This is a genomic window from uncultured Psychroserpens sp. (assembly GCF_947494225.1).
Taxonomy (GTDB): domain Bacteria; phylum Bacteroidota; class Bacteroidia; order Flavobacteriales; family Flavobacteriaceae; genus Psychroserpens.
The window spans coordinates 812,431-831,117 of sequence record NZ_CANLUG010000001.1 but is presented as its reverse complement, the minus strand read 5'-3'; the positions used below and the strand labels follow the sequence as shown (position 1 = coordinate 831,117).

The 18,687-nt window shown below is 33.6% G+C and carries 21 protein-coding genes; 9 read left to right on the top strand and 12 right to left on the bottom strand.

Annotation, left to right across the window (positions count from 1 at the left end):
* Positions 1-139 precede the first annotated feature (139 nt).
* The 4 genes from Q0893_RS03650 to Q0893_RS03635 form a co-directional block, all read right to left on the bottom strand.
* Positions 140-868: a peroxiredoxin gene (locus Q0893_RS03650; RefSeq protein ID WP_299272494.1), complete on the bottom strand. Its 729-nt coding sequence runs from the start codon at positions 866-868 to the stop codon at positions 140-142.
* Positions 869-966: 98 nt separating this feature from the next.
* Positions 967-1,518, bottom strand: coding sequence for a hypothetical protein (locus tag Q0893_RS03645; protein WP_299272492.1), 552 nt, complete (start codon positions 1,516-1,518; stop codon positions 967-969).
* Positions 1,519-1,542: 24 nt separating this feature from the next.
* Positions 1,543-2,787 carry a hypothetical protein gene (locus Q0893_RS03640; RefSeq protein ID WP_299272490.1) on the bottom strand — a complete coding sequence of 415 codons (1,245 nt, stop codon included), beginning with the start codon at positions 2,785-2,787 and terminating at the stop codon, positions 1,543-1,545.
* 294 nt (positions 2,788-3,081) lie between these two features.
* Entirely contained in the window at positions 3,082-3,990 is a 909-nt protein-coding gene (locus tag Q0893_RS03635; protein WP_299272488.1) for a hypothetical protein, read from the bottom strand.
* Positions 3,991-4,468: 478 nt separating this feature from the next.
* Between Q0893_RS03635 and Q0893_RS03630 the strand changes: the two genes are divergently transcribed.
* Positions 4,469-4,819 carry a hypothetical protein gene (locus Q0893_RS03630; RefSeq protein WP_299272486.1) on the top strand — a complete coding sequence of 117 codons (351 nt, stop codon included), beginning with the start codon at positions 4,469-4,471 and terminating at the stop codon, positions 4,817-4,819.
* A 55-nt stretch (positions 4,820-4,874) separates the two neighbouring features.
* On the top strand, positions 4,875-5,564 hold the full coding sequence (locus Q0893_RS03625) for a GIDE domain-containing protein (protein WP_298900893.1): 690 nt from the start codon (positions 4,875-4,877) through the stop codon (positions 5,562-5,564).
* A 2-nt stretch (positions 5,565-5,566) separates the two neighbouring features.
* On the opposite strand, the gene Q0893_RS03620 is transcribed toward Q0893_RS03625, so the two are convergent.
* A complete protein-coding gene (locus tag Q0893_RS03620; RefSeq protein WP_298900894.1) occupies positions 5,567-6,031 on the bottom strand; it encodes a CBS domain-containing protein in 465 nt (154 codons plus the stop codon).
* A 108-nt stretch (positions 6,032-6,139) separates the two neighbouring features.
* Between Q0893_RS03620 and Q0893_RS03615 the strand changes: the two genes are divergently transcribed.
* Both Q0893_RS03615 and Q0893_RS03610 read left to right on the top strand, forming a co-directional pair.
* Entirely contained in the window at positions 6,140-6,946 is an 807-nt protein-coding gene (locus Q0893_RS03615; protein ID WP_299272484.1) for an NAD-dependent epimerase/dehydratase family protein, read from the top strand.
* 69 nt (positions 6,947-7,015) lie between these two features.
* Complete coding sequence (locus Q0893_RS03610; RefSeq protein ID WP_298900896.1) at positions 7,016-7,705, top strand: hypothetical protein; 690 nt, start codon at positions 7,016-7,018, stop codon at positions 7,703-7,705.
* A gap of 71 nt (positions 7,706-7,776) precedes the next feature.
* On the opposite strand, the gene Q0893_RS03605 is transcribed toward Q0893_RS03610, so the two are convergent.
* Positions 7,777-9,840, bottom strand: coding sequence for a M13 family metallopeptidase (locus Q0893_RS03605; protein WP_298900897.1), 2,064 nt, complete (start codon positions 9,838-9,840; stop codon positions 7,777-7,779).
* Between the two features lie 103 nt (positions 9,841-9,943).
* Positions 9,944-10,468, bottom strand: coding sequence for a hypothetical protein (locus Q0893_RS03600; RefSeq protein ID WP_299272482.1), 525 nt, complete (start codon positions 10,466-10,468; stop codon positions 9,944-9,946).
* A 154-nt stretch (positions 10,469-10,622) separates the two neighbouring features.
* Between Q0893_RS03600 and Q0893_RS03595 the strand changes: the two genes are divergently transcribed.
* A complete protein-coding gene (locus tag Q0893_RS03595; protein WP_298900899.1) occupies positions 10,623-11,588 on the top strand; it encodes an NAD-dependent epimerase/dehydratase family protein in 966 nt (321 codons plus the stop codon).
* 17 nt (positions 11,589-11,605) lie between these two features.
* Here Q0893_RS03595 and Q0893_RS03590 read toward each other — a convergent pair whose 3' ends face one another.
* The 4 genes from Q0893_RS03590 to Q0893_RS03575 form a co-directional block, all read right to left on the bottom strand.
* Positions 11,606-12,259, bottom strand: coding sequence for an HD domain-containing protein (locus Q0893_RS03590; protein ID WP_298901522.1), 654 nt, complete (start codon positions 12,257-12,259; stop codon positions 11,606-11,608).
* The gene (locus Q0893_RS03585; RefSeq protein WP_299272480.1) at positions 12,259-13,002 is read right to left on the bottom strand and encodes a 1-acyl-sn-glycerol-3-phosphate acyltransferase; all 744 of its coding nucleotides are present in this window, start codon (positions 13,000-13,002) and stop codon (positions 12,259-12,261) included. Before Q0893_RS03585 ends, Q0893_RS03590 begins: the two co-directional genes overlap by 1 nt.
* Positions 13,003-13,087: 85 nt before the next feature.
* Positions 13,088-13,498, bottom strand: coding sequence for a BrxA/BrxB family bacilliredoxin (locus Q0893_RS03580; protein ID WP_298900901.1), 411 nt, complete (start codon positions 13,496-13,498; stop codon positions 13,088-13,090).
* A 122-nt stretch (positions 13,499-13,620) separates the two neighbouring features.
* Positions 13,621-14,022: a hypothetical protein gene (locus Q0893_RS03575; protein WP_298900902.1), complete on the bottom strand. Its 402-nt coding sequence runs from the start codon at positions 14,020-14,022 to the stop codon at positions 13,621-13,623.
* A 126-nt stretch (positions 14,023-14,148) separates the two neighbouring features.
* Here Q0893_RS03575 and Q0893_RS03570 point away from each other — a divergent pair, with 126 nt between their 5' ends.
* Positions 14,149-14,940: a TerB family tellurite resistance protein gene (locus tag Q0893_RS03570; RefSeq protein WP_299272479.1), complete on the top strand. Its 792-nt coding sequence runs from the start codon at positions 14,149-14,151 to the stop codon at positions 14,938-14,940.
* Between the two features lie 5 nt (positions 14,941-14,945).
* Here Q0893_RS03570 and Q0893_RS03565 read toward each other — a convergent pair whose 3' ends face one another.
* Positions 14,946-15,089, bottom strand: a complete 144-nt coding sequence (locus tag Q0893_RS03565; RefSeq protein WP_298900904.1) for a hypothetical protein — start codon at positions 15,087-15,089, stop codon at positions 14,946-14,948.
* 88 nt (positions 15,090-15,177) lie between these two features.
* Between Q0893_RS03565 and Q0893_RS03560 the strand changes: the two genes are divergently transcribed.
* From Q0893_RS03560 to Q0893_RS03550, 3 genes are all read left to right on the top strand, one after another.
* On the top strand, positions 15,178-15,501 hold the full coding sequence (locus Q0893_RS03560) for a TraR/DksA C4-type zinc finger protein (protein WP_298900905.1): 324 nt from the start codon (positions 15,178-15,180) through the stop codon (positions 15,499-15,501).
* A gap of 95 nt (positions 15,502-15,596) precedes the next feature.
* Positions 15,597-16,139 (top strand): sigma-70 family RNA polymerase sigma factor, encoded by a 543-nt coding sequence (locus Q0893_RS03555; protein WP_298900906.1) that lies wholly within the window; start codon positions 15,597-15,599, stop codon positions 16,137-16,139.
* Between the two features lie 11 nt (positions 16,140-16,150).
* The gene (locus tag Q0893_RS03550) at positions 16,151-18,316 is read left to right on the top strand and encodes an energy transducer TonB (RefSeq protein WP_299272476.1); all 2,166 of its coding nucleotides are present in this window, start codon (positions 16,151-16,153) and stop codon (positions 18,314-18,316) included.
* The last annotated feature ends 371 nt before the right edge of the window (positions 18,317-18,687 follow it).

The window sequence follows — 18,687 nt, the reverse complement described above, 5'->3', positions numbered from 1 at the left end:
TTTGTAAAAACACAATAGAGTTAGGAATTCATAAGTGTTTTTGAATTAGAGGAATATTGTTTAATTTATTTGACCGTTTTCTATTTGTGATTAAGGCTATAGAGCTTCCTTTCGAATTAATTCTGCTCCTTTTACTTTACTACCTGTTCAATGTGTTAGTGATTTTAGCATCTAGAAGTGATATGTTGCCTTCTTTTAGTCCAACATCAATATGCGAAATGACACCGTTCTTATCTATAATTATATGTGAAGGATAAGCATAAACGTAATATTGATTGGCAATATTTTTTGAGTTAGGGATTGGCTTATAGTCAAATTGTGTTTGACTTAAAAACCTGTTCAATTTATCTTTTTTATCTAACACAAAACCTATAAATACAACATCATCATTAGTTTTGTATTTAGCAACGACCTTATTAAGCTCTGGTATTTCGTCTTTACATGGCGGACAATTAACAAACCAAAAATTTAGTACCACTATTTTACCTTTTAATGCGCTTAATGAAATCTTATTACCGTATAAGTCAACAACATCAAAGTTTTTAGCCGTTCTATTTAGTTGCTCTTTAAAGTTCTTTTTCCTAGCCACATCTCGATCTTTCATCTTTTTGCTAGGTGGTGTTATAAGTATTGTGTCTCTTCCTTTTCCTTCTTTGGCTTTGACTACTTTATGAAATGTATAAACGCCTTTATAAGAATTGAACTCTTTCTTAGATATAATTCGTCCATCAATTTTTGATTTATAGATTCCTTTAATTTCAATGATTTGAGGCAGGGGTTTTTTGTTCTTTTCTTGAGCGAATACACTATTAGAAATAAAAATTTGCAGCACTGTAATCGAAAAAACATATAATCGTCTTATTTTCATGATTCCTTATTGATACTCTGGGTTATTATTTGTGCTTTGAATTAATTCTGTTTTTTTTCAGATTAAAAAAAAGCAGTTCTATGTTCTTATAACATGTGTCATTTCGTTCGTGGTACGAACTCCATTTTCATGTAATTTTGCCATGATGTTTTCTTGTCTTGTGAAATCTTTGCGATAATTTCAAACCTCCCTTTACTCAAAGGTGTTATTATTAGTTTTCCATAAACTCTGTTTCCTTCATTTACGACTTGAGTTCCTGTAGTTTCATTTGATAAAATCAATTGATTTTCTTTCCAATTTCCATAATAAATATCCATAAATCCGTAGCGATCATCTAACACAACTAAACGATATATATCATTTTGTTCGTCATAATCAAAAGTCATCCTGAAAATTGGAGAAAACTTAGAATCAAAAGGGATATGACCTCCTCCTTCAATATACATGTCCTTCATGATTTTTTTAAATATAAACCTTGTTTCAATGGGTTTTCTCCATCCTTTATTGTCATCAGGAAATGATATTTTATTTGTAAATGTTCCTTCTATAAATTTTAATGGTTCTAAATTTTTCTTATACGGGCTTTTTTGGCCAAATGAATATGAAAAGGTTAAAAACATTATTAATATGAGGTAAAGCTGTAGTTTCATTTGTAGTAATTATTTAATGATTTTCTATTTCTTAACCAGATTATTGTCTTTGTCATAATAGGTTCGTTCTAATTCTAAATCGTTTTTGTCATACCTAATATTAACCAGTGCAATACCATCTATTCTATTGGCAACATTGTCATTAACATCTAAATACGTTATACTCACTATTAGCCCTTTTCGATTACGTTTATAAACGACTTTATGAATTGCAAGCTGTTTATGTACTGTTGGTTTTCCTGCTTTGTCAAAATAGGCTTCATCAGTCATATACCTTCCATTTTCACTCCAGTTCCACACATATTTAGAATAATCATTATTTGCATTTATGGGGTTTCCAGCATGATCTTGAAATTCTAATGATGTGAAGTTTCCGTACGTATCAATGCCAAAATGCCAACGTTGAGCTCCAGACCAGTGCGTTGCTGGATCTCCATTTGTATCAAAAAAAATGATATCTTCTAATTCATATTGGTGATATGTATTTTGTTCTCCTGCTGTATTAGAAGGCCCTTTGGCTTTCTTATTATCCTTATCATAAACTTCCCATCTATCAAACCTTCCTTGAAGATCATAATAGTATTGGAAAACAGCTGCTCCATTTTCAGTATTTACAAGATTACCATCCTCATCAATATTTTGAAGTGTTTTAAAGTATCCTTGATTATCAAAAGTCATTCGGACACGCCCAAAATCAAAGTAACCTCTCAAAGGAACAATAACTCCTTTTTCATTAAAACGTTCTTCAATAATGCTTCCATCATCTTGATGCGTCCAATTATAGCTCTTAACACCAATTTGATCTAAAGTTTCTTTCCTTTGAGCGTCTAAAAATGTTAATTTGATATTTCTACCATATTCATCTTTATGATACACCTTCTTGTATACCTTACCTTGTACACTTATCTGGTTACCGAAACGATCATAAAAACTATGGAACTCTTTATTATTTTCATATTCTACTTTCGTTAGTGAAGCATTTACATAGATATTGCCAAAAAAACCTTCGAAATCTTTATAATGATTTCCAATTTTAATATGGGTGGCAATAATTCTGTTATGAATATCATAATCCACCTGAACATGAATTCTTTTTTTAGCCATTTTTTGAGTAATAGGAGAAGCCATTTTGAAAGGTTGATACGGTGACTCCCAAAAGGGTAAATGTGCATAATATTCACTTCTATAAGTATTTCCAGTAGTTTGACTAAATGCGCTTATAGATAATAGTAGAAAAATTAATCCTGTTAGGTAACTCTGTTTGCTCATGTAATTGTTTATGTTTTTAAGATTTGTTGTTCCTATATTATATTAATAAAGCAATCCTTGTCGTTTGTTTTTTGTAATCAAAAAGCCACCTAGTTTTTCTAGCTTGAAAGACACTTTCAACACTATTTTAATTCGTTATTTTTTTTACCCAGACCATCTAGCAGCACAATAACCATGAGACATGATAGTACTACTAGATGAATTAGTCTAAAACCAATTAGTTAGATCTAAATGAGTTCTGGGTATCATCAACCATCGACACTAATATTAATATTCTTGATATCAGTTAGTTATTTAATTGGTTTCCTTGAATGCTTTTATTTGTGCTCTTATTGTTTCTATAGTTGGGGCATTTAATCTTTTTCGATCTTCTTTTGATACAGCTGTAGTATCTATTTCTAAGGGATTTAAGGTAAATTTACCATTGCTAAAACTTACACCTTGAGTACCATACCATTGCTTTTCTTTTTTCTTTAATAAGTATCTGTCCTTAGTAGCTGCAACCAACCAAGGAGATCTGAAATGTCGATGTTCTTTATTATAAGCGATTAGTGCTAGCTCATGTGCCTGCTTATAATCTTCTATTTTTGTTCCATGGTGAAAAATAAAAGCTGCTTTATAATAATCATGGGCAGAGTTAATTTCGTTCTCAGTAAGAAGACGTCTAACTTTTTTTCTTCGAATGGAGTCTTCTTGTTCCATGTTTTCGTTAACCTCACCTGAAAGCCTTGCTTTTTGATCTTCAGCAAACAGTTTTGCAATTTCTTGATTATTGGATTTATAATAATCTTCAAAAAGATGACTTATACTATTCCATTCTTTCATTTTTTTTAGTTCTACAAGATCTTTATCGTACTCTAAATGCCCTAAATCTTCGCATCCATTGTCTATACTTTTCTTGAGACAAACTATGGCATTTTTGTAATCGTTAGCAAGCGAATAATAACAGGCAGCATCGTAATAAGCCATATCCAACTTTTTCGATTCCCCTTTGTCTATTGCTTTTATTTTAAATTTAGCCGCATCGCTATATCTCCCCTCCATTTTTGCCCATGTAGCCTTAAAGTTATTTTTTGTCGTATCACCCATTATAGTATAAGTAGTATTTCCTTGCTTAACCTGGACCGAATGTTGCGCTTGGGAAGGTGTATTTATTATTAAAATTAAAAGTAGCTTCAATAAAGGTTTGATGACTTTTTTCATAGTCTTATAATAGTGAGTTGTTTAATATGTTATATCGTATTACAAATCATATTGAGATGATTTGAGTTTGGGTAATCGTTATTGAGTAAAACTATTTATAAAAAATATTCTTTGAGTTCGAATACATGTATTCAAACTTCTTTTATGGAAGTATTAACTTTTTGTTTTTTTAGACTATTTAGTCTGAACATCGCTCGCATTGCTGCCGTTTTCTTTTACTTTCTAAGAGAAGAACAAATCTTGAAAGAGTCTTTTTAAACATTAATCTCATTGAAATAAAAAGTGATTCAATGTTTTATTCTCAACAATGGTCTTTATAAAATTAATTTAAAATGTATACATTTTACAGATGAAGCTATTAATTAAGATGGTGTCCTAAGCTATTATAATTTTCAACTGAAACTTTAATTCATTAACTTTCAGCTGAAACAGAAATTGAATTTTGGACCGCTTACATCCTAATTTTAATACTTAAACTATGCAAAAACAATGTCCTGAATGCGGTGAAAAAATAGTAGGCAGAATTGATAAAAAATTCTGTAGTGATGCTTGTCGTAATTCCTATAATAATTCAATAAACAAAGACAGTAAAAACCTCATTAGAAATACGAATAACCGTTTACGAAAAAACTACCGTATTCTAGAAGTACTGAATCCAGACCAGAAGAAAAAAGTCTCTAGAGCCAAAATGGTTGAAAAGGGATTCGATTTCAATTATTTTACAAGCATTTACACCACTAAAGCTGGTACAGTTTACTATTTTGTATACGATCAAGGTTACCTACCCTTAGAAGGTGATTACTACGCATTAGTGAAACGAGAAAGCTAACAGTGTAACGTTTTTTAAGTTTCCACTACCTATATATACAACCAAACCATCTCAAATGAGTACAACTCTTGCCATCATTCTTATTGTTTGCGTTTTTGGATTAATCATTTTTTTAGGGGTTCATTTTAGCAGAAAAAATGTAATTCTTAGAACACTTTCTAAAATCCCAAACAAACCTGCGTCCAGTTTAAAAACCAACGAACTCTCAAAAGTAAGCGGAAAAGCATTGCATGTAAAAGATCCATTAATTGCACCTTATTCTGGAAAAAAATGTGTGTTTTATCAAATTAAAATACAACAACGTGTTAGTACTGGTAAAAGTACGCGATGGAAAACAGTACTCCAAGATGAACAATTTCAGGAGTTTTTTGTAGATACCAATGGTGATTTTGTTATCATAAAACCTACAAATCATCCTCAAAACTATGTTAGTTATTTGGTAAAAGATGCTAAAACGTCTTCAGGAATGTTTAATGGACCTACCCCAAAATTTGAAGCGGTTTTAAGACGTTATAATATTAAACCTGAAAATTTCTTTGGCATGAACAAACGTCTACGCTATGAAGAAGGCGTTATTGAAATTGGCGAGCGCATTACAGTGGCCGGAATTGCTAAATGGAAAGCATTAAGCGAGCCCTTACCAGAATATCCATATTCTAAAATTGCCACATTAGTAAGCGAAGGTAAACAGAAAATCATTATTACCGATTTACCCGAAACCTTGCCTAGCCATAGAAAGTTGTAAACTTATTTCCAATTCTGCCCTTTGAGTTCTATAGCAGCTTTTAAAATATCTTTCTGACTTATCTGTCCTACTAATTTACCATTTTCTACAATTGGAAAGCGTCGTATTTTAGATTCTAAAAACTTATTAGCTGCGTCAAAAACATTCATGTTACCATCAATAGTTTCAACATTTTTTGCCATCCGATTTTCAACAGTATGTTGCTCCATTGGCATATTGTAATAACGGCTCTCACTAATTTGTTTAAGACAATCTCCTTCTGAAATAACACCTATCAATTCATTGTTGTCATTTACCACTGGACCTCCTGAAATTTTATTTTTAATCAAGGTCTGTATAACTTCTTCAACCGTCTGTTCTGGTTTAAATGTAATGAGATCTCGTGTCATGAAATCGCTAACTTTAATTGTTACCGTTTCTGTAGTATTTTGTTGCTTTCTTGCCCCTTGAAAACTTTTAATGCCCATAACCAATTTTTTTTGTGTGTTTTAAAGTTACTGAAAATAAGTGAATTAAGCTAGAGTTCAAATCCCACTAATAATTTGTAAATTTCAAAGTATTTAAAAAAAAGAACATTGCATCAGAAGATTTGTGTTATAGGCTGTGGCTGGTTAGGATTTAAATTAGCCGAAAGGCTTATTAAAAACAGCTACGAGGTACATGGTTCTACAACATCCAAAACTAAAATACCAAGCCTTAAACAAGCTCATATTATTCCTTTTGTAGTGCGTTTATCTCCTACAGGTGTTATGGGTCAAATTGATGATTGCCTTTCACATTGTAAAACACTTATTGTAAACATTCCTCCTGGTCTTCGGAAAAATCCCAACAGCGATTACGTAAAACAAATGACATTCCTTCTTGAGCATATTGAAACATCTATGGTAGAACATGTTGTTTTTATTAGTTCTACTTCGGTTTATGATGATCACGAAACTTTTCCCGTTATTACTGAAAACTCGCCCACATCTACGTCTAAAACCGCATTGAAATTAGTAGCTGTAGAACGCCTATTTCAGAAGAACACATCTTTTAAAACAACTATTTTACGTTTTAGTGGACTCTTTGCAGAAGACCGACATCCTGCCAAATTTTTATCAGGCAAAACCAATTTAAAGAACGCTAACGCTCCTGTAAATTTAATACATCGAGATGACTGCATTTCCATAATTATGTCAATTGTTCAACACAACTTGTGGGATCTCGTTTTAAACGCTTCTGCATTAACTCATCCAATCAAAAAGACGTATTATACTGCCGTTTGCAACGCATTAAATATCCCTGTCCCAGAGTTTAACAAAGACGTTAAAAGCAAAGGAAAAATTATAAATTCTCAAAAATTGGTACGTCTTTTGAATTATGAGTTCCAAGTAAAACTCTAATAATTAGCAGACTTTTAAGAATATATGCCATATATTTTTTTAGTTTTGGCGCAATAAATGACGAATACGATGAAAAAACTTATCCTCCTTTTGGCTCTAGCAACCACATTTGGTGCAACAGCTCAAACAAAATCTGAACTGGTAAAACATTTCGAAGACTATTACAAACAAATGAAAAGTCAGGGTGACGTACAAGGTGTTATCAATGCAATGACGCACCTTAATGTGTTACAACCCAACAAAGCAAGATTAGATACTTTGGCTTATATCTATGCATCTGAGGGCAGAAACTTAGAAGCTTTAAATACGATTGGAATAGATCAAAATCCAACAGATACAGACATGAATACTGAAGTTAAAGCAATTGCATTAAAGGCATTAAATCAGCCACAACGTGCTTTGGTATTTTATGAAGAGCTTTTTAAAAGAGATGCAAACTCATATTTGGCTTATGAAATTGCCGAACTAAAAATGCAGACCCAAGATTTAGCTGGGGCAAAAGCAAAAGTAGATTATGGTTTAACTAATGTTAAAGATGATATGAAGCGTTCTTATTATGAGTCGCAACGTCCTTATGAAGTCTCATTAAAAGGCGCATTAACTTATCTAAAAGCCTTAATCACGTTTAACATGAATCAAACGGATAATTTAGATACAGCCATTGGACTCTTAGATGAAGCTATGGTTATGGATGCTAACTTTAATTTAGCCAAATTAAGCAAAGAGGCTTTAGCTGCGAGAAAAGAGAAAAAGGAATAAATAAATTCTAATTTAGAATAAAAAAGCACCCAAATTGGGTGCTTTTTTTTATTGTATTTAAATGGTTGAGATTACCAAATTCTAACACGGTCTTCAGGAGCTATCCACATGTCATCCCCTTCTTTAATATTAAACGCTTCATAAAAAGCATCAATATTTTTAAGCGGTTGAGTAGCTCTTACTTTTCCTGGAGAATGTGTGTCTGTTTTCACAAGTCTTCTTAACGCATCTTCTCTCGTTAGCGTTCTCCAAACAGTTGCCCAAGACATAAAGAAACGTTGCTCGGCAGTAAAACCATCAATATCATCAGGTCTTCCTTCTTCTTCAAAAAGTAATTGTAAGCCATCATAAGCTCCAAGTACTCCTCCTAAGTCACCAATATTTTCACCCAATGTATATTTACCGTTAATGAAAACGCTATCCATAACTTCTATAGCACTGTATTGCTCGGCTAAGGCGTTTCCTCTTTTTGTAAACTCTTCAAGGTCTTTTTCTGTCCACCAGTTTTTTAAATTTCCGTCACCATCAAAACGTGATCCAGAATCATCAAAAGCATGCGAAATTTCATGGCCAATAACAGCACCTATACCACCATAATTTACAGCATCATCTGCCGTATAGTTATAGAAAGGAGGCTGTAGAATTGCAGCTGGAAATACGATTTCATTATTAATTGGATTAAAATAAGCGTTTACCATTTGAGGTGGCATTCCCCATTCAGATTTATCAATTGGTTCGTTGATATCAGATAAGTTATCTTCTAAGGCCCAATGCCCAATTGCCATCATGTTTTCAGCATAAGTATTACCTTCTTTAACCATTAAATCAGAATAATCTTTCCACTCATCTGGATAGGCTATTTTTACAGTGAATTTGTCTAACTTCTCAATAGCTTTCTTCTTAGTATCTTCACTCATCCAATCTAAATTCTGAATTCTAATTTGGAACGCTTTAATGACATTGGCTATCATCTTCTCAGCCTTCTCCTTAGCTTCTGGCGGAAATTTAGCTTCAACATATAATTGACCAATGGCTTCACCAACAGATCCAGTTACAGTCCCAAGGGCACGCTCTTCAGCATCACGCTGCTTTTTAGCACCGCTTAATGTTTTTGCATAAAACTCCCAATTGGCTCTTTCAATTTCTGTTGTTAAGAATCCTGCTGTATTATCAATTGTGCTCCAATCTATTAAGGTTTTTATATCTTCAATAGGCGTTTTCTGTAAGAAGTCACTTAAAGCAGCCATGTATTTAGGTTGAGCCACCATAATCGTATCTATTTTCTTTTCAATTCCAAGATCAGAAATCATCTTACTCCAATTTATAGCAGGACACATTTCTTGTAATTGAGAAATAGATCTTGGGTTATTGTAATTACGAGCATCTCTTGCGGCTACTTTATCTAACCTTGGCTCTACCAGTTGAGTTTCCATTTCAATAACTTTGACAGCAGCAGCATCTGCTTCTTCTTTACTATAATCAATAAACTGCAACATTCTTGAAATATGAGCTTTATACTTTTCTCTTATCTCTTTAGACTTATCATCTTGATCCAAATAATAATCACGTTGTAATCCTGTTCCTCCAGGACCTACCCAAGCGGTATTCATGGCACTATTGTTTAAATCAGGTCCAGCACCAATACCTGCAAAAGGTGATGAAACACCTAAAGTAGTTGCTTCAATAGTTTGCATTTCTTCTATACTACTTATACCATCTATTTTAGCTAGAATAGGCTTTAAAGGTTCAATACCTGCTTTATTACGTGCTACAGTATCTAATTCAGATTCAAAAATCAACAATGCCTTTTTCTGATCTGACCCCTCTTCATAATTACCTATCTCTTTAGAGGTCTTTAATATTTGTAAAACGTCATCTCTTGTAGATTTACGTAATACTCCAAATCCTCCCCATCGGGTTTCTTCTTCAGGGATTTTAGTTGTTTTTACCCAATTACCATTTACGTAATTGTAAAAATCATTTTTAGGGTCCACCTTCGTGTCCATGTTTTCGAGATTAATTCCAGGAATTACCTCGACCATGGCAGTTTCTTCTTTTGGCTCTTCTTTACATCCTAAAAATGCAAAAAGTCCCAATACAGAAACCACCAAAATACTTTTGATATTGGTTTTCATAATGTGTGTGAAAATTAAATTTGATTAAAATTAGTTATTAATAAGAAGCCTTAAACCCAAAAATGTTACATATTAACAAAATATTAGGAATATTTTAAGACTGTTATTGAGGTTTAAAGACGTTGTTTTTCTCAAATTCAAACTTCTTATTAATCTGTAGATTAAGATTTGAAACCGTAATTAAGAGTTCTTTAATCCCTTGTAAACGGTCCTCTTTACTAATGTTAGGAATGCTCAAAAGACTGTTTAATTTTTGTGCTTTCGTATCTAACGCTGTGATTCTTGCATTAATTTCGTTAGTTTTTAAGGATTCGGGCATTTCCGTTCTTAATTCTGTTAAGAAGGTCTTTAATAACAGAAGATCTCCATTAAAAAAACTTAAATCGGCTTTTTTCAATAACTCAATTTGGGTATTAAGTTCCTGATACTTTTGCCAATCTGCCGCAGCTTTTCGAGAATCTGGGCTTAATTCAAAATCGGCATACCTAAAGCTCTCAATATCTTTTTGAGATATTATTCTAGCTTCTTTCTGCTCTGGTGTTTCTTCAATTACTTCAGAAACTTTATCATTTTTGCAATTAGTTAGTAGCAAGCAAAATCCTATAATATATAGCGTAATAAAGCGCATAACTTAATATATTCAATTCGCGGTAAATATAGGCAAAGCGAATAAATCTAAATGGCAATTAACAAAAATTAATGAGTTGTTAATTTTACAATTTTATGTTTTTTGTAGTCTATATTCTTGTTATTTTTGATGAACGATTAAACATCATCTACATATGCCTAAAGTATTAATTATTGGTGCCTGCGGACAAATAGGTTCTGAGCTTACATTTAAACTTAAAGATATTCATGGATTTGAACAGGTTGTTGCGAGCGATATTGGCTACCACAACCTAGAGGTTGTTAATTCTGGAACGTTTGAAATTGTGGACGCCCAAGATTATAATTCAATAAAAATTTGTGTAGAAAAACATGATATTGACACTATCTATTTAATGGCAGCTATGCTAAGTGCCACTGGTGAAAAGTATCCTATGAAAGCATGGGATTTAAATATGAATTCTCTTTTTCATGTCCTCAATCTGGCAAAAGACGGTTTTATAAAACGTGTCTTTTGGCCTTCGAGTATTGCTGTTTTTGGACCTACAACACCTACCGAAAACACACCTCAACATACCATCATGGAACCTACAACAGTTTATGGTATTACAAAACAGGTTGGAGAACGCTGGTGCGAATATTACAATACTAAATACGGCGTTGACGTAAGAAGTATTCGCTATCCTGGTATTATAAGTTGGAAAACAATGCCTGGTGGTGGCACAACAGATTATGCTGTTGAAATTTATCACCAAGCCATACTTGACAAAAACTATGATTGTTTTTTATCTGAAAATACTGAGCTTCCAATGATGTTTATGGACGATGCCATTAATGCTACGGTTAACCTAATGCAAGCGCCATCAGAACAGGTTAAAATAAGGTCATCTTATAATTTAGCAGCCATTAGCTTTACACCATTATCTATTTCGGAAGAAATAAAAAAACACATTCCAGATTTTAAAATCACTTATACACCAGATTTTAGGCAACAGATTGCCGATAGCTGGCCAAAGTCTATAGATGATTCTTCTGCAAGGCAAGATTGGAACTGGAGCCACGACTTTAATCTCGAAAAAATGACTACAGAAATGTTAACGCAATTGGGTCGTAAATATCAGGACTCTGAGATTAATTCCTAACCGAAAAGAGCATACATTTATTTATTTCCATCCCATTCGTTATAAAATTGGTCTAAGAATTGTTCCATAAATTTATGTCTACTTGTTGCAATTCTTTTTCCTGTTTTAGTATTCATTCTATCTTTTAGTAGTAGTAATTTTTCGTAGAAATGGTTAATTGTAGGTGCTTTAGAGGCCTTATACTCCTCTTTACTCATGTTTAAATTTGGCTGAATTGATGGGTCGAAAATCTTTCGGTTTTTAAATCCACCATAATTAAATGTTCTAGCAATACCAATGGCACCAATGGCATCTAAACGGTCTGCATCTTGAATCACATCTAATTCTGGCGACTTGAATTTTTGGACAGTATTCCCTCCTTTAAAGGAAATGTTCTCAATGATATTTACGACATGTTCAATCACTGCGGAATCTACATTAATACCAAATAAAAACTCACGTGCTTTTTTGGGACCAACAGTTTCATCTCCACTGTGAAACTTACTATCGGCAATATCGTGCAGCAAAGCACCTAACGCCACTACAAAAGAATCTACATCTTCGTTTTCAGCAATACCTTTAGCGTTATTATATACCCTCAAAATGTGAAACCAATCGTGGCCTCCTTCAGCATTTTCTAAGGTCTTCTTTACAAATGTTTTTGTAAGTTCAATTTGTTGTTTTGTATCCATCATTCCTCCAAAATTATAGCACTGGTAATTGTATGTTCTATCGTTTTTATTAACTCCAAATGATTATCTATTTCAGATAAGACAATTGGTTGATGTACTTTAAATTTAATATGGCTGCCAATACCCATTGGAAACTTACCATAACGTAGCGTTTTCCAAGAGTTGTTTACGGTTATAGGTACAATTAAAGCCGAAGGCATCTCTCTAAACAAGAGTTCTAATCCTCTTGTTTTAAAAGGTTTTGGTTGTCCTGTTTTACTTCTTGTACCTTCTGGAAAAATAACGGCTGCTCTATTCGTTTCTTCTATATATTTTCCGAAAGCCTTCATAGCTGTTAAGGCTTGTCTCGGGTTTTTACGGTCGATTAAAACAGAACCTCCATGACGTAAATTATATGAGACACTTGGAAACCCTTTACCAAGTTCTTTTTTTGCAACAAACTTAACATGATGTCGTCTCATGTACCACATAATTGGAGAGATATCATACATACTTTGATGGTTAGACACAATAAGTAGCGGTTTGTTTTTTGGAATCTTATACTGGTTATCCCAAGTAAAGCGTGTTCCTAAAACATTAAGGCAGTGTATTAAGCAAAACTGAAGTGCATCTACACTTATTTTATGTGCCTTATATCCAAAAACAGTATAGCAAAACCATTGTATAGGGTGAAAAATAACTAAGGTTAGTCCAAAGACTAAAAAGTAGATAACTGTTAAAGGATAAGCTAGAAGTTTTTGCATATGGTAAAATTAATTGAATGCGAATAATACACAAAAAAACCACGATGAAATCGTGGTTTTAATTATGCTTTTAATATAAAAGATTCTAGCAATGATCGTTATAAGCATCCATAAGGTTCTCGGCGATTAACTCGGCCGGACGACCTTCAATATGGTGACGCTCTAACATGTGAACCAATTCTCCATCTTTAAATAATGCCATACTTGGCGAGCTTGGTGGAAACGGAATCATATGTCCTCTGGCTGCGTCTACAGCTTCTCTATCAACGCCAGCAAATACTGTTACAATATGATCTGGACGTTTTGCGTTTTCTAAACTCTGTCTCGCTCCAGGACGAGCATTGGCAGCTGCACAACCGCATACCGAATTTACAACTACTAAAGTTGTGCCTTCTTTTGCTAAAGCAACTTCAACAGCTTCTGCTGTTTGTAATTCTTCAAAACCTACGTTTGTTAAATCCTCACGCATTGGTTTTACTAATTCTGCTGGATACATATTTTTGTATTTAATTATTATTATCGAGTTGCAAAGATACGCAAAATTAGTACGAGGAACACAGTTATTTAGTAAGCAGTTTGAATGCTATCATTCAATTTTTCAATAGCACAAAATTGTGCTTATCTGTTAAACTTAAATAAGAATCCATCTACCGCAATGCCTTCATCTAATGTAAGGCTCGTAGATGTTAATGTCACGACAGTCATACTAAAGTTTTCTATAACAATTGTCAAACCGTCATCTGTGGATGACACTGTATAATTATAGACCCCTGTTGGCCAACCATCAAAATCAGCATCTGTATTATTGTTGGTAATTGTTAATTGCATAGTGTCTTGATTAAAATCCCAAATAATGAGATCTGAATCAAAATCTTGATCTACTCCAATTAATCCACCAGAGACATTAATTAAAGACCATTCACCAAATAGTGATGGTTCATTATTTTGTGTGCTATCGTCATCATTATAACATGCGAATGCCAACAGCGTAAATACGAGTAAATAACTATACTTTTTCATAATAAGATTGATTTTATACTATAAAGATGTCAAAACCTCAAAAAGGTTGCGCCTAATCGTAACAAAAGTTAAAAAAATCTACTAACATATAGTATATTTGAAATTAACTATAAAAAAGAAACATACATGAGTTTTGCAAAATGGATTGGAGGTGCTTTAGGTTGGTCTTTTGGTGGACCAGTTGGTGCTATTATTGGTCTTGCTATTGGAAGTTTAATAGATGGAGCTGCCGAACAAAGTGGGTTTTTACTTAATGAAGGTCAACAGCAACAACGACGCTCTAGACAATCAACATCACGATCGCGAACACGTTCACGATCACATTCGAGACCACAAACAAAGTCTGGAGATTTTGAAGTAAGTCTTTTAATTTTGGCTTCCGTTGTTATCAAAGCAGATGGCATACAAGATCAGCGTGAATTAGATTACGTACGTCAGCAGTTTGTAAGTATGTACGGAAAAGATAGAGCCAACCACGCTTTTAAATTGTTTAAAAACATCAATAAGCAAAGCATTCCTACACGTAAAGTATGTTTACAGATAAAGCAAATGATGGACCATTCATCGCGATTACAATTGCTACATTTTCTCTTCGGAATAGCAAAAGCAGATGGTATGGTTACAGATAATGAGGTGTCTCAAATTTATATGATTTCTGGCTATTTAGGAATTAGTACTCGAGACTATGGAAGTATTAAAGCCATGTTCTATAACAGCAGTGACAATGCTTATAAAATATTAGAAATCACAAAAGATTCTACAGACGACGAGGTGAAAAGAGCCTATCGAAAAATGGCCAAGAAATACCATCCAGATAAAGTGATTCATTTAGGAAAAGAGCATCAAAAAGGTGCCGAAGAAAAGTTTAGACAAGTACAATTAGCGTACGAACAATTGCAAAAAGAAAGAGGCTTTTAATAAAGCTATTTATCCTTATTATTTAAACGCTTTTCAATGTCTTTGAAATGGCGTTTTTCTTTATACTTTCTGTAAATAAATACAGCTACAACAACCAAGGCAAGAATCATAAATCCGCCCTTGCTGGTTAAATATTCAATGAGTTTCATAAGCGTAGATTAGAGCATTATAGTCGTTGCTAAATATAAAACTTTCATTTTTATAACTTATTTTAGAACTATAAAATAACGGACAAGTATGGACAAAGCTCAAGTAAAGACCATTATTTTAGATGAAATTTCTAAAACCAAAACAGCTATTGAACATTATAGAGAACTCACCAAGCCTATTTCTCCAAATGACGCTATTGGTCGAGTGAGTAGAATGGACGCCATCAATAACAAGAGTGTTAATGAAGCCTCTTTACGGCAAGCCGAAATTAAACTCAACAATTTAAACCGCGTCCTATCTAAAATTGAGGATCTCGATTTTGGAATTTGTCTGAAATGCAAACAACCTATTCCTGTTGGTAGGATATTAATTAGACCCGAAAGTTTGCTTTGCGTTAATTGTGCCAGATAGACCTTAAGGTCTAAATTGGTATTATAATTGTATAACATAATTAAAAAAAATAGGAGACCTTTTAAACTTTTGACCATTAATAAGTAAAAGCATGTATGAATGATCAAGACATTTTAGTACTTTTTAAAAATGGTCAGCGCGATAAAGCCTTTAAAAAACTCTATCGGCTTTATCCTAGAATAGAGAAACTTATCCTTTCAAAAGGTGGAAACAAAGCCGATGCCAGTGATGTATTTCAGGAAGCATTAATCATTTTAAATCGGAATCTAGAAACCTCAAATTTCGAATTACGCTCATCCTTTTACACCTATTTATATTCGGTCTCCAGATTTGTTTGGTCTGATATTCAAAAGAGTTTAACCAAACAACAATTACATCAACTCGATGCGCAAGAGGTTCAAGTATTTCAGGAGGTCATCGAAGAAAAAAAATACCAGCTTGCCGAACATGCTTTTCTAGAAATTGGAAAACGATGTCAGCACTTATTACAACTGTTTTATCACAAAGGCATGTCTTTTCATGACATCGCCAAAGTGATGCAATTTAAATCTTCAAAAATTGCGAAAAACCAAAAGTACAAGTGTTTGCAAAAAGCAAAAGACATTTATAAAACCAAATTAAAATCGGTTCAACCCTAAATTAGAAAAACATGGAAACATATAGCCTAAACATCGAATTCATAAATAACTACCTCAACGACACACTATCAAAAGAGGAACGCCAAAGTTTCGAATCGAAACTCAAGAGTGATAACGAGTTTCATACCCTTTACGAAGAACATCTTGTTTTTATAAATGGTTTAAAACGCGTTCAAATTAAAGACGATATTTTAAAAGCTAAGCGGGTTTACACTACAGAAAAATGGTTGAAAATCTCGGGTATCTCCATTGTTATTATCGGAACCTTGATTACGCTCTATACTTTAGTTTTTAATACTTTGGAAAGCGAACCATCTCCAAATTATACGCCTTTAAATACTAGCATTACAGATTCTACTTTTCATCAAGAACCTGCCTTCGAAAAACAAATAGATCTTTCTGAAGCTACAAAAGCAGATACCATTTCTGAAATGGATGTTAATTACAGGTCAACAACAGTTCATAAAAAATATGGAGGTGTAACAACAAGCACTGTTCATTTCACTAAGAAAGCTGAACATTTAAGGTTTCAAGCACAAAACGACACGACTATTACCTGTAAAGAAGGTACCATTTTAAAGATAAAAGGAGGGTCATTTATAAACCCAAATACTGGAAACGTTGTCACCGGACAAGTTGAATTAAACGTTACCGAGTATTACAAAATTTCAGATATTTTATTGCAGAATCTTTCAACAGTTTCAAATGGAAAACAGCTCGAAACTGGAGGCATGTTATATGTAGAAGCTAAACAAGGTGATACCACATTAGAATTGAATAGCAGTTCTCCAATAGACATCCTATTTCCGACGACAAGTAAAACATCGGGAATGCAGTTATTTTCGGGTGAATGGAAAGATCAAAATATTAATTGGACCTTACAAAATGATATTTTGGAAGTGGTAGACATAGACGATTTGTCCGAAGAGCTTGTAGAAGTTCCTTTTGGAGTTGTGGAGCAGGTTCCAACATTTCCAGGCTGTGAAGCCGAAGACAATGAGACCAGAAAAAAATGCACCGAAAATGCCATTTCAAAATTTATAAATAAGACATTTAATACTGATCTCACACAAGGTTTAGGGCTATCAGGAAAACAACGCATTAATTGTATTTTTAAAATAGATCAAGAGGGAAATGTTGTTTTTGTTCAAACGAGAGCCCCTCATCCTCGATTAAGTGAAGAAACAGATCGTGTTATAAATATGCTCCCACGATTTAATCCTGGTATGCAACGTGGTAAGCCTGTAATTGTACCTTATTCTTTACCTATTAATTTCACTGTAGAAGGCACATCGTCTAGAACAAACAGAAACTCTATGATTGGCGCGATAGATACCGTTTCAACACAGGCAGAACCAGTTTTCTCTGAGATTAAACCTATAATAGTTAGAGAGCCGATTGAAATGGACACTATTTATACTGAAGAGCGAGGCATGGTTGAAATGATTAGAGAAGTCATGCACGACAAAGATTTTCCTGTAGATTCTCTATTTCTTCAAGAATGGAATCGTTATGAAAGACAAAAGCTGATTCGTATTTATGGGATTTATGGAACAGGATCACAAAAAACAGCAATGCTTAGAAAACCACTGTTTGATATGGAAAGTACTAAGTTTAAAATCTTAGAAGATGATTCGATAACGCGTGGCGGACATGTGATTAGAAAATTATGGGATCCTTCACGTGTACCAACAACAACCAGAACAATAACTTTGGTACCAAGGCCTCGTTTTACTGCTGGTTCAAAATCTGTAACTGCCAAAGAATTCGACGTATTGCTAGACGACACTACTTCTGACATATCCTCTAGAGACGTAAGTTATTATGCCTTAAAATCAACAAATCTTGGATGGATAAACTGTGATCGCTTCATTAGACGTGCAAAACGTATTAAATACAAACTTAAAATTAAAAATGCCCAAGGCGCCAGTGTAAGTATGGTATTTAAATCGTATAAATCTGTGCTTCCAAGCTGGAATAATGGCAGTGTATATGACTTTCAAACTGTTGGTGCAGATGAAGCCGTCGTATTGGTTGCAATTAAACGAAAAGATGGTAAACTCTATTACGATATGATTGAGACTACGACTGTTAGAAACCCGAAAATAGATTTTAATTTTAAAGATGTTAGTATTGAAGAATTAAAACAGGCTCTGGACGTACTAAATGGATTGTAACATTTAGCTCTAAAAACGACACCTTAAAAAGCCATGATTTGTATCATGGCTTCTACTTTCTTTAATTTTAGACCTGTTGCGTCATGTTTTTTTTGGGCGTTACCCTCTTTCGCTTAAGCTACAGTGGGTCAGGTCTTCCGCTGTATCTTTTTACGTCAGATCGAGTGATGTGACTAAAGGGAACATTGTATCGAGACCTGACGTAAAAAGGATGCCGCTGTAACCCTTAACGCGAAGCAACACCTGTCGCTCAATATTATAAAGTTAAAAGTACAGAAAATAATCTATAACCATTTAAAAATAAAAGCCATGACTCGCATCATGGCTTTTGTATTATTTATCTTTTAGCACAAGCGTGGACGCTTGCGCTA

Coding starts and splice junctions, on each gene's coding strand:
- Q0893_RS03650 (WP_299272494.1), bottom strand. CDS start 868: ATGAAAATAAGACGATTATATGTTTTTTCGATTACAGTGCTGCAAATT.
- Q0893_RS03645 (WP_299272492.1), bottom strand. CDS start 1,518: ATGAAACTACAGCTTTACCTCATATTAATAATGTTTTTAACCTTTTCA.
- Q0893_RS03640 (WP_299272490.1), bottom strand. CDS start 2,787: ATGAGCAAACAGAGTTACCTAACAGGATTAATTTTTCTACTATTATCT.
- Q0893_RS03635 (WP_299272488.1), bottom strand. CDS start 3,990: ATGAAAAAAGTCATCAAACCTTTATTGAAGCTACTTTTAATTTTAATA.
- Q0893_RS03630 (WP_299272486.1), top strand. CDS start 4,469: ATGCAAAAACAATGTCCTGAATGCGGTGAAAAAATAGTAGGCAGAATT.
- Q0893_RS03625 (WP_298900893.1), top strand. CDS start 4,875: ATGAGTACAACTCTTGCCATCATTCTTATTGTTTGCGTTTTTGGATTA.
- Q0893_RS03620 (WP_298900894.1), bottom strand. CDS start 6,031: ATGGGCATTAAAAGTTTTCAAGGGGCAAGAAAGCAACAAAATACTACA.
- Q0893_RS03610 (WP_298900896.1), top strand. CDS start 7,016: ATGAAAAAACTTATCCTCCTTTTGGCTCTAGCAACCACATTTGGTGCA.
- Q0893_RS03605 (WP_298900897.1), bottom strand. CDS start 9,840: ATGAAAACCAATATCAAAAGTATTTTGGTGGTTTCTGTATTGGGACTT.
- Q0893_RS03600 (WP_299272482.1), bottom strand. CDS start 10,468: ATGCGCTTTATTACGCTATATATTATAGGATTTTGCTTGCTACTAACT.
- Q0893_RS03595 (WP_298900899.1), top strand. CDS start 10,623: ATGCCTAAAGTATTAATTATTGGTGCCTGCGGACAAATAGGTTCTGAG.
- Q0893_RS03590 (WP_298901522.1), bottom strand. CDS start 12,259: ATGGATACAAAACAACAAATTGAACTTACAAAAACATTTGTAAAGAAG.
- Q0893_RS03585 (WP_299272480.1), bottom strand. CDS start 13,002: ATGCAAAAACTTCTAGCTTATCCTTTAACAGTTATCTACTTTTTAGTC.
- Q0893_RS03580 (WP_298900901.1), bottom strand. CDS start 13,498: ATGTATCCAGCAGAATTAGTAAAACCAATGCGTGAGGATTTAACAAAC.
- Q0893_RS03575 (WP_298900902.1), bottom strand. CDS start 14,022: ATGAAAAAGTATAGTTATTTACTCGTATTTACGCTGTTGGCATTCGCA.
- Q0893_RS03570 (WP_299272479.1), top strand. CDS start 14,149: ATGAGTTTTGCAAAATGGATTGGAGGTGCTTTAGGTTGGTCTTTTGGT.
- Q0893_RS03565 (WP_298900904.1), bottom strand. CDS start 15,089: ATGAAACTCATTGAATATTTAACCAGCAAGGGCGGATTTATGATTCTT.
- Q0893_RS03560 (WP_298900905.1), top strand. CDS start 15,178: ATGGACAAAGCTCAAGTAAAGACCATTATTTTAGATGAAATTTCTAAA.
- Q0893_RS03555 (WP_298900906.1), top strand. CDS start 15,597: ATGAATGATCAAGACATTTTAGTACTTTTTAAAAATGGTCAGCGCGAT.
- Q0893_RS03550 (WP_299272476.1), top strand. CDS start 16,151: ATGGAAACATATAGCCTAAACATCGAATTCATAAATAACTACCTCAAC.